This is a genomic window from Nocardia sp. NPDC049526 (genome assembly GCF_044465765.1).
Classification (GTDB): Bacteria; Actinomycetota; Actinomycetes; order Mycobacteriales; family Mycobacteriaceae; genus Nocardia.
Genome location: NZ_JBITMA010000023.1, coordinates 1 through 9252 on the forward strand (window position 1 = coordinate 1; position 9252 = coordinate 9252).

The 9252-nt window shown below is 65.1% G+C and carries 7 protein-coding genes; 5 read left to right on the plus strand and 2 right to left on the minus strand.

Annotated elements, in window-relative coordinates; genetic code table 11:
- Window positions 1-281 precede the first annotated feature (281 nt).
- Both ACIBW7_RS40235 and ligA read left to right on the plus strand, forming a co-directional pair.
- Entirely contained in the window at window positions 282-983 is a 702-nt protein-coding gene (locus ACIBW7_RS40235; RefSeq protein WP_397055907.1) for a type 1 glutamine amidotransferase domain-containing protein, read from the plus strand.
- Window positions 984-1451: 468 nt separating this feature from the next.
- Window positions 1452-3443 carry an NAD-dependent DNA ligase LigA gene (ligA, locus tag ACIBW7_RS40240; RefSeq protein WP_397055909.1) on the plus strand — a complete coding sequence of 664 codons (1992 nt, stop codon included), beginning with the start codon at window positions 1452-1454 and terminating at the stop codon, window positions 3441-3443.
- A gap of 705 nt (window positions 3444-4148) precedes the next feature.
- Here ligA and ACIBW7_RS40245 read toward each other — a convergent pair.
- Entirely contained in the window at window positions 4149-4934 is a 786-nt protein-coding gene (locus tag ACIBW7_RS40245; protein WP_397055911.1) for a maleylpyruvate isomerase N-terminal domain-containing protein, read from the minus strand.
- A gap of 191 nt (window positions 4935-5125) precedes the next feature.
- On the opposite strand from ACIBW7_RS40245, the gene ACIBW7_RS40250 reads away from it, so the two are divergent.
- Window positions 5126-5248 carry a hypothetical protein gene (locus ACIBW7_RS40250; protein WP_397055913.1) on the plus strand — a complete coding sequence of 41 codons (123 nt, stop codon included), beginning with the start codon at window positions 5126-5128 and terminating at the stop codon, window positions 5246-5248.
- Window positions 5249-5645: 397 nt separating this feature from the next.
- Here the strand turns inward: ACIBW7_RS40250 and ACIBW7_RS40255 are convergent, their stop codons facing one another.
- Window positions 5646-5957 carry a hypothetical protein gene (locus ACIBW7_RS40255; RefSeq protein ID WP_397055915.1) on the minus strand — a complete coding sequence of 104 codons (312 nt, stop codon included), beginning with the start codon at window positions 5955-5957 and terminating at the stop codon, window positions 5646-5648.
- Window positions 5958-6441: 484 nt separating this feature from the next.
- Between ACIBW7_RS40255 and ACIBW7_RS40260 the strand changes: the two genes are divergently transcribed.
- Both ACIBW7_RS40260 and ACIBW7_RS40265 read left to right on the plus strand, forming a co-directional pair.
- On the plus strand, window positions 6442-6975 hold the full coding sequence (locus ACIBW7_RS40260) for a hypothetical protein (protein ID WP_397055917.1): 534 nt from the start codon (window positions 6442-6444) through the stop codon (window positions 6973-6975).
- Between the two features lie 1389 nt (window positions 6976-8364).
- The gene (locus ACIBW7_RS40265; RefSeq protein ID WP_397055919.1) at window positions 8365-9228 is read left to right on the plus strand and encodes a transcriptional regulator; all 864 of its coding nucleotides are present in this window, start codon (window positions 8365-8367) and stop codon (window positions 9226-9228) included.
- The last annotated feature ends 24 nt before the right edge of the window (window positions 9229-9252 follow it).

Sequence of the window (9252 nt, forward strand, 5' to 3'; positions counted from 1 at the left end):
AATGTCGCCACGTCCGCATGAACACGCACCTAAGATCGGCTGTTACACAAGGGAATTCGACTGTACCCCCGCATTCGTGCCGGTACTGTGGATTCGGGGATGTTTCCGGCCCGTGTTCAGCACTGACGTCCGGAGGGGGTACTGCATACTCCGGCGTTTCGGCCAACGCAGGTGCGCACCTGTCGATGTCTCGAATCCAAGGTTTCAAGACGGCCGGGCACGGGCGCCGGGACGGATCGGGTGTCAGGCTGGAGGAGGGGCCGGTCGGAGAGGAGTGTGTGATGTCGAAGCCGAAGATCTTGTTCATCGTGAGCGGGGCCACGTACTGGGTGCTCGAGGACGGCACGAGGTACGCGACCGGTTACTGGGCCGAGGAGTTCGCGAACCCCTACAAGATGCTTACTGACGCAGGCTACGAAGTCGTCGTCGCCACTCCGGGCGGCACCACACCGAACGTCGACATGATGAGCCTGCGCCCCGCGATGGCAGGGGGCGAACAGGGCGCGCTGGACCTGGAGGCGATCATCCGCGACGCGGAGGCCATACGTCGGCCGCTCGAGCTGTCGGACGTGCGCCTGGAGGACTATGTGGCGGTCTACTTGCCCGGCGGCCACGGCCCCATGGCCGACCTGGCGTTCGACGCCGATGCGGGCCGCCTGCTCACGGCGCAGCTGGAGTCGGGCAACCCGCTGTTCATCGTGTGCCACGCGCCGGCCGCGATGCTGGCCACCAGGATCCACGGCGTCTCGCCCTTCCAGGGCTACAACGTCACCGGCTTCTCCAACGAGGAGGAAGAGGCCGTCGGCCTCGCCTCACGGGCCACGTGGCTGCTGGAGACGGACCTGAAGGAGAAGGTCAAGGTCAACTACAGCCGCGGCCCCATCTGGGAGCCCTACATGGTCGAGGACCGTAACCTCGTCACCGGCCAGAACCCCCACTCCGCCGCGGTTCTGGGAGGGCGGATGCTCGAAATCCTCGAGTAGGAACGCGGACCCGCCGCGCGGCCACCCCACCACCTCATCGACCTGCTCCTGTGATACTTCGGATTGCCCGAGAGCATCTCAGCCGAGTTATCGGTCGATGCGCGACCGGACCGGCATTACGACGCCGAAGGCACTGCGCTCGTTCACTTTTCGTACGAGAAGTGGCCTCTCTGGTTCGCTACTGCTCTCGCGGTTCATCGGGCCGAAGACCTCCACACCGTGCGCTGCCGATCGCCGCTACGGGGTGGCGGGGGCCTGCCGTCAGTGTGCGTACACGTTGGAACACTCTGCGGGGCAGTCGCATTTGGAGCGATGCCCTCCGGCCGTGGTTGTCAAGGTCCCGTCGCGCCGGTCTGCGCGAGCGAAGCGGAATTCGGTCTGCCCACTACGAGATGGAGGTATTGAGCAGACTGAACGCCCATGCGTCGACCACGTGCGTGTCGGTGGGGATCGGTAGCGTCGGGTGCTGTGGACACTGGGGAACGTATCCAAGAGCTCGCGGAGCGCATTGTGGTGCTGCGCGACGCCTACTATCAGGGCTCGCCGCTGGTAGCGGACGCCGAGTACGACGCGATCGAGGACGAGCTACGTGGCCTGATCGAGGCGCACCCCGACCTCACGCCCGACCCGAATCCGCTGGAGCAGGTCGGCGCGCCCGCAGTGCTGCACGCCCCGATCCGGCACTCGCGGCCGATGCTGTCACTCGAGAAGGTGACCAAGCCTGAGCAGGTCGCGGCGTTCTTCGATCGCTTTGCCGGCCAGTCGGTGGTGGTGATGCCGAAGCTCGACGGCTTGTCCCTGGCCCTGGTCTTCGAGGACGGACGGCTGGTGCGTGCGGCGACCCGAGGTGATGGCACCACTGGGGACGACGTGACCGTGCTGGTCCGCGCGTTGGTCGATGGTGTTCCTGAGCGAATTGACGTCCCGGGGCGGGTGGAGGTGCGTGGTGAGGCGGTGATGCTGCGTTCGACCTTTCTCGCCTACAACACGGCACATCCGGACAAGCCGCTGATCAATCCGCGCAACGCCGCGGCGGGCACGCTGCGGGCGAAGGACCCGGCCGCGGTCTCCGAGCGCCGCCTGCGGTTCTTCGGCTTCGACTTGGATACCTCTGCCGGCGGCGGTGCGGTCGACCTGGGGGAGGGGCTGCGGGCAGTGGGGGTCGCAGGTGCGCAGATGCGGCTTTGCGCCGACGCCGAGCAGGCGCAGGCGGCGATCGCCGCGATCGAACAAGATCGCAATGAGTTGGATTACGACCTCGACGGCGCGGTGCTGCGGCTGGCCGACCGTGATGCCTACGCGGCGGCCGGGACTCGGTCGAACTCGCCACGTGGCGCGCTGGCGTTCAAGTTCGCCGCCGAGGAGAAGACCACTTTGCTGGCCGAGGTGGTCTGGGACGTCGGCAAGACAGGCAAGATCGTCCCGGTCGCGTGGCTGGAGCCGGTGTTCGTGGGCGGAACGACGGTCACGAAGGCCACGCTGGCCAACCAAGAGGTGATCCGCGCCCGCGACATCAAGGTCGGTGACACGGTACTGGTGCGCCGCGCGGGCGACGTGATTCCGTTCGTGGCGGGAGTGCTCGATGCCTCCAAACGCACGGGCTCCGAGCGCGAGATCGTGCCGCCCACCGTGTGCCCCTCATGCGAGCAACCGGTGACCGAGCAGGGCAACAGCCGGGAGTTGTTCTGCACCAACGTATCCTGCCCCGCGCAGACGGTGCGCAGGCTCATCCACTGGGCGTCGCGGGCGGCGGCCGACATCGATGCCATCGGGCAGGTGTGGATCGAACGCCTGGCCGAGGCGGGCATCCTGGAGCGCCCGTCGGACTTCTACGCGCTGACAAAGGAACGCCTGCTCGGGTTCGACCGCATCGGCGAGGTCTCGGCCGCGCGCATGATCGACTCGATCGATGCCAGCCGCCAGGTCGGCCTGCGCCGCGCGCTGATCGGCCTGGCGATCCCGATGGCCTCCGACGGCACCGCCGCTCGCCTGGCCCGGGCGGGATTCGGCTCCCTGGAGGAGATCGCCGACGCGGGCGAGGAACGGCTCGTGGCGGTGGAGGATGTCGGACCGAAAGTCGCTGCCTCCCTGGTCGCGCACCTGGATCGCCTACGTCCAGAACTGGAGCGGCTGCGAGAGGCGGGCGTCTGCCTGGACGTGCGCGAGGAGGACCTCCCCCCGGTCATTGCGGCCGGCGCGCCCCTGGCAGGCAAGACGGTGGTAATCACCGGCGCTATCAGCGACCCGCGCTCCGGCGAGAAGGTCGCCCGCCCGACGTTCCAACGCCTGTGTGAGAAGGCAGGCGCGACGGCAGCATCCTCGGTCTCGGCGAACACCGACCTGCTCATCACCGGAGCGGGAGTCGGTGAGAGCAAGCTGACCAAGGCGGAGAAGCTCGGCATCGAGGTCATCGACCAGGGCGAGATCTGGAACCTCCTGATCGCCGCCAAGGTCATCTAGACTCGGCGCGCCCGGCCGCACCGACCGGAACATGCCGAAATGACTCGTGGCTGACATCGTGCCCACGTGTTCTCGCCAGGGCCGTTTCGGCCACAAGCCTCACCGATCTCCATACAGCCGATAGTTCCGCGCCGAACTGGGCAAGAACTCGAGATCCACGCACTCATCGGCATCGTGGTGCGTTCCCAATTTGCACGGTCAGTCGCTTTCCATGCCGACTGGCCCGCTCGCGAGCGAGCGGAGTTCGACTGTCCCGCAACTGATTTACCTGTACCCGGCGGTCGCCGAGGACAACGGTGCCCGATCGCAGATGGTCCGACAGCAGTCGCAGCGACCGTTCGTCCAGCGGGCCCCAGATTCGGGGCAGGGTCCTCAGCCATGGCTGAGAAACGTCGATCTCGAAGACGGACTGCGTGTTCCGCAGGATTCGCACCAGCCGTTCCAGATCACGGTGGTTGCTCCATCGGATTGCTCCCACTCCTCGTTGCCGGTGTCGGCCAGCGCCGCGCCGACCATCGCGGTGACAATCCGATCGCGCGTCGATTCCGGAGCGCCCAGGTAGGCGCGGATGTCGTCGACGAACAGGTCGGGAACTTCGAACGCGGGGAGATGCCCGCCTTCGGTGTGCTCCCGGAAGAAGGCAACGCTGTGGTCCTGTGTGCTGGTGTTCGGCCTGATCTTGATATCTCGGGTGCGGGGCGGAGGTCAGACCAGGTTGATCGAGTCGAGGAAGTGTTCGGCGAGTTCGGTGTCGCCGGTGATGGCGACGCTATGGGATCGCCAGGGCGTGCGGGTTGTCGCCCAGGACGGGAAATCCATCGCAGCACTGGTAATTTGCGCGGCGGTCTGGTCATCGGAGCCGACCACCACGCGCAGCCGTCCGTGCCCGATGGGCTCGAGTCGCCATGTGCCGCCGCCGGTTCCGGTCAGCGTCAACCCGATCGGCCGGTCGAGCCAGTTCCTGTCGTTCGCACCGAAGTCGGCCAATAGAGCCAACATCCATTCCAGTATCGAACTCATCCGGTCGGTGTCGGTGGCGGGGATCTGTTTGTCGAGTGCGGGCGCGATGTCGTGGCGCAGGTGCGTGTGGAAGTCGAAGGTCAGCAGCGACGGTAGCAAACGCAGTGGGTAGGAACCGAGTTCGCCGATCGGAATGCGGATCGATGCAAGCGGCCACCGTTGGGTCGTGCAAGCCGCGGTGGCGATCCGCGAACTCCATCTCGCCATTTCCCCGACCACGCGATCGTTGTCCCAGTCGGCGCGTCGGGCGACGAAATCGTCGTTGAGTCGCTCGATATTTCGGGAGCGTAGGACCTTGACCAGATCCGGGGTGAAGTTCAGGTGGCACTCCGACCCGAGATGGGCGATGACATCGCGTACCCGCCAGCCCGCGGCCCGGCTCGGCGCCGCCCATTCCGCTGGCGTGAGCTGGGCGCAGAAGTCCAAAACGGTATCCCGCTCGCGACGGAACGCCGCGATATGGTTGGTCACCCCCGTGATGCTGCCACGTGCGCAAACCTCTGTCACCGATCAGCCGAATCCGCGCGTTTTGCGTCGTCGCGGGTTGGGAGTTCGGTCAGCTCTGGTCTTGGACGAGGTTGTGGTGGTGCGAGTCGAGCGCTCCGTCGTCCGGGACATGACGGTCCAACGAACAGTTGCCGTTCCATATGGTGTTCGGCTACATGATCGTGCAGCGGCTGCTCATCTTGGTCCGTGTGTTCGGGCGGCTGCTCGATCCTGTAGGGCGCGGCTTCGCCCGAGTCCTCAATGCGGCGACACCACTATTCCATGCGATCAACTACTAGGGTTCCTGCCTGGCCGCGCGCGTCTATTACCGTCGGCGGCTGGGCGCCGAGTTCGACCGGGTGATCGGCTCGTTGCTGCGATCACTGAACGGTCAGCGCGACAGCGACTTTCAGCGCGGAATGCACTATCCCACGCGGTGGGATCCTTATTTCGCTGACTACGTGACACTCGCCGATATCCACCGCTATCCGGGGCAGCACTACGACCACCACCGCGCGCAACTGAACCTTGTGGCCTGACTCGTACCTGCCGAGGGTGCTTCATGCCGAATAGACGGATCAGCGCACGGGGCCGCGGCGTTCGAGCAGGACCGTGTCCCGCCAGACCTCGTCGAGTCGGGCGATGCGCTTGCGCGCGCCGATGGCGCGGTAGCTCATCGACGCACTCGGCGATATCTCAGTCGGTCCTCGCCGCAAGCCCGGATCCGACAAGGCAGACCTCTACCAGAACCTGCAATTTCACATACAGTTTCGGCCCTCGTCGCGAACTGCTTTCGGCGTGCGCGCCAACGCACTTGTGCCAGGATTCATCGGCACCACGCACGTCACCGACGCGGCGTTCGACGGGAACACCCTGGGCCCCGCAGTGATCGAAAACACACCGCCGCCACAACGGATCTCGCGCGGCGTCGCTGTCCGCCGAGCGCAGCAGCGCCGACAGAATGGCGTACGAAGATGTCGTCGTCGTGTCGTCGATCAGCCGGCTCAACCGGTCCCGGTCAGCCGGATCGCAGCCGTAGGCCGGCCGACTTGATATTTCCGCGCCGTTATTGCCGGGTATTTCCATACCGCGAAACCCTCAGGGTATTCAGCAATTCCCGCGTGACCCGACGTGGGACATCTGGTTCGAAGGAATGTGCCAGGCCAGGCCGGTCCGCGCTACAGATAGACGGCGACCCACGGCTGGGAAGAGCTCCGTGAGCACATCTCCAGTTGTCGTGACAGGATGCGCCTGTCCACGGAGCCATCCGGCCGCCTCGACACCCCAACGCAGCTTCGACACAACGCAGGGCAGCTATGACCAACCACAAGACACTTAACTGGGTTCGTGATCTTGTGCCTGGTATCCGGCAGCGAGCCGAGCAGGCCGAACAGCAACGGCGCGTACCGGAACAGACGATTCGTGACCTGGTCGAAGCGGGCGTCTTCCGCATGTTGCGGCCCGGGAATTCGGCCGCGACAAATCGTCACCGGTGGAATTCTTCGAGATCGTTCGGACCATCTCGGCGGCATGCCCGTCCACCGGGGTCGCCGCGCCCGCACTCGGCGCCGCGCAGGGCGCCTATGTGGCCTTCGTCGAGCGGATGCGGGAGCGGACCGTCGCGGTGCGCCTTGCCCGCGCCGCCTCGGAGATCGACGCCGCGATCCTGCAGATGGATCGCAATCTGTCCGAGGAACTGCGCTATGCCGAAGCGGGCGAGGACATTCCGCTCGAACTGCGGCTACGCGCCCGCCGCGACCAGGTCCGAGCCACCGAGCGCGCGATGGACGCGGTCGAGATGTCAACCCGGATCGCCGGTGGTCGCTCGGCCCGGACTCCCGGTGTGCTGGAACGACATTGGCGTGACGTGCATACGGCCGACCGGCCCGCATCTGGCCAACGCCGCCGAGCACGCGCTGGCGAACTTCGGCCATGGCGAACTCGACATGGCCGTGGAAGACCGGATTCTCTGAGTGGACGCCGCCGACCGGCGCCGGTAGCCGTGGATAGAGGTAGTACAGCATGATCACCACCGTGATAGATCCCCACCAGCCATCGGGGCCAGTGTGCGGCACCGCGCCGGGTTCGGCAGCGCGAGGCACACCATATTGAGCGCAGCGTTGGCTGCTATGCGGATATTCCTGTCCGGTACGGCGGATGTTTCGATACATACCACGCCATAGCATCCGTATACAGGTCGAAGCTCGATACACCACGAGCCGAAACCCCTGCGCACAGTGAATCCCGCTAGAGCTTTGGGGCCGCATCATGACAACTCCGCATACTGGTCCGAACCAGTCCGGCCAGGAGAGGCCGCGGCCCATTCCGTGACGCTGTCTCGATCTTGACCCGGCCCTCTCCCAGCGGAATCGCCCATCACCCGCTTCGGCCGTCGAATACAACGAAACGGTCGGCGTCCTATCGGTGCACCCGCGCGACGTCGCCAGTTGGTTCGCGAAAGTCTGCCGAATTCGTGCCGGGGCCAGAAATAGGTACGTCGTATAAGTTTCACAGTGCTGTCCCGGAAACCATGCGAAGAATAGTGACGCCGATCGCTGCCAGTTTGCTGTGATAGCAGGGTGGAATTGCTGGTTCAGAATGACTGCAGGTCGTTTTGGTCATCGCACGGTTACAATTCCAAAAGCATTATGATATGTGCGTAAATATCACGTTCATCGGTAGAGGCCGTTCCCTCCGCGGCATTATATTCGACCCACCAGGCGCTGGCGCCGGACGTTCGTGCGCTTGCCGGACACGGCTGGATGGAATGGGCTGAAAGAAGGAGGTGGATGTCGATTCGATGGATAATGCCAGGTGACAGCGGCATGTAAGGCGAATCGCCGATTTTCTTCGTGACGAGTGACGTTTCGTCGTGCATTTGTGGAGCGACGATTGACAGTGATACCGGATTCGCATCGACAGCGCTCGCGTCCGGTGTGAACGCGACGCTGTTTCCGGCGTGACTGCGACAGGTTGTCGGCCTGACCACGGCCGTCTGACCGCCGAATATAGCCGATAGAAGAAGCGTCAACAAAAAGGTCGCCCATCGGTTGCGAGAACCTGACCAGGCTGGCAGGCTACTGGACGAGCGAGTTGCTCGGCGGCTACTCGAGCACAATTCGAGGGGCCGGCCTAGCGAGAAGAGATGTCGAGTGAGTACTGATTTCATTGTCGGGGTGGGGGATGTAGGCCGCTGGTCGCGGGTGTCGAGTGTGCTGATACCGACGGCGTCGTCGCGAGCTCACCTTTCACCGCGGTAGAGGGAAGCGTTCGCATGGACTACGTTTTGGTAGCAGTCGAGCACCCTGTGCCTGCTGAAACGCGCTTTCGAGCCGTCATCCACCAGGGACTGTCGGAAATAACAGAGCTCGCCACCGAGGGGCTTCACGTATCGGATACCGTCCGATCTGCGGGAGTGAATCCTCGACACGTCGCCCTGCTCGCGCAATTACCCGGACCGCCGCCGCCGATTGTCGTGCATCGCGCCACCATGACGGTGATCGATGGCGTCCACCGCCTGATGGCCGCGCGTCGGCGGCAGGCGGCCACGATCAACGCCGTCTTTTTCGACGGTGAACCGCGCGAAGCGTTCGTACTCGCCGTCGAACTCAACAGCGCCCGCGGTCTCCCCTTGTCGCTGGCGGATCGAAAGGCCGCGGCCGCACGGATGCTCGTCGATTTTCCCGAATGGTCGAATAGGCGGCTCGGGGCAGTCGCCGGGCTCTCGGATAAGACCGTCGCAGCGCTGCGACGGCGGCCGGGTGCGGAAATTCCGCACCCGCCCATGCGGCGGATCGGACGCGCCGGCGCACCGTTTCCGGTCGACGCCGGGGAGCGCCGCCGTCGGGCGCGCGAGTTCCTGCAAGCGAATCCGACCGCCTCGACCAGGGAAATCGCGTCGGCCGCAGGGGTATCACCGACCACCGCCAAGGACGTGCGGCGGTGTTTGCGAACGGAATCGGCTGCCCTGCCCCACGATCGACGGCACGATCGTGTGACGTCCGGGCCGGCCGCGCCCGCATCCGCGGGTTCGTCCCCCGATCTCACGACATCGGTGCGCCGACTGCGCGCCGATCCGTCGCTGCGCTTCACCGAGTCCGGTCGAAAGCTGTTGCGATTGTTGGAGTTCTCTGGACCCGACGCGGTCGACTGGCCATCGATGGCCGAAAGTCTGCCGACGCACTGCGCACCCGCGGTGGCCGAGCTGGCGAGACATTACGCAGCGAACTGGCTGTCGCTGGCTGACTCGTTGAGTCGCCGCGTCCGCACCGACCTCTGACCGAACCCTGACGGTAGCGCATTG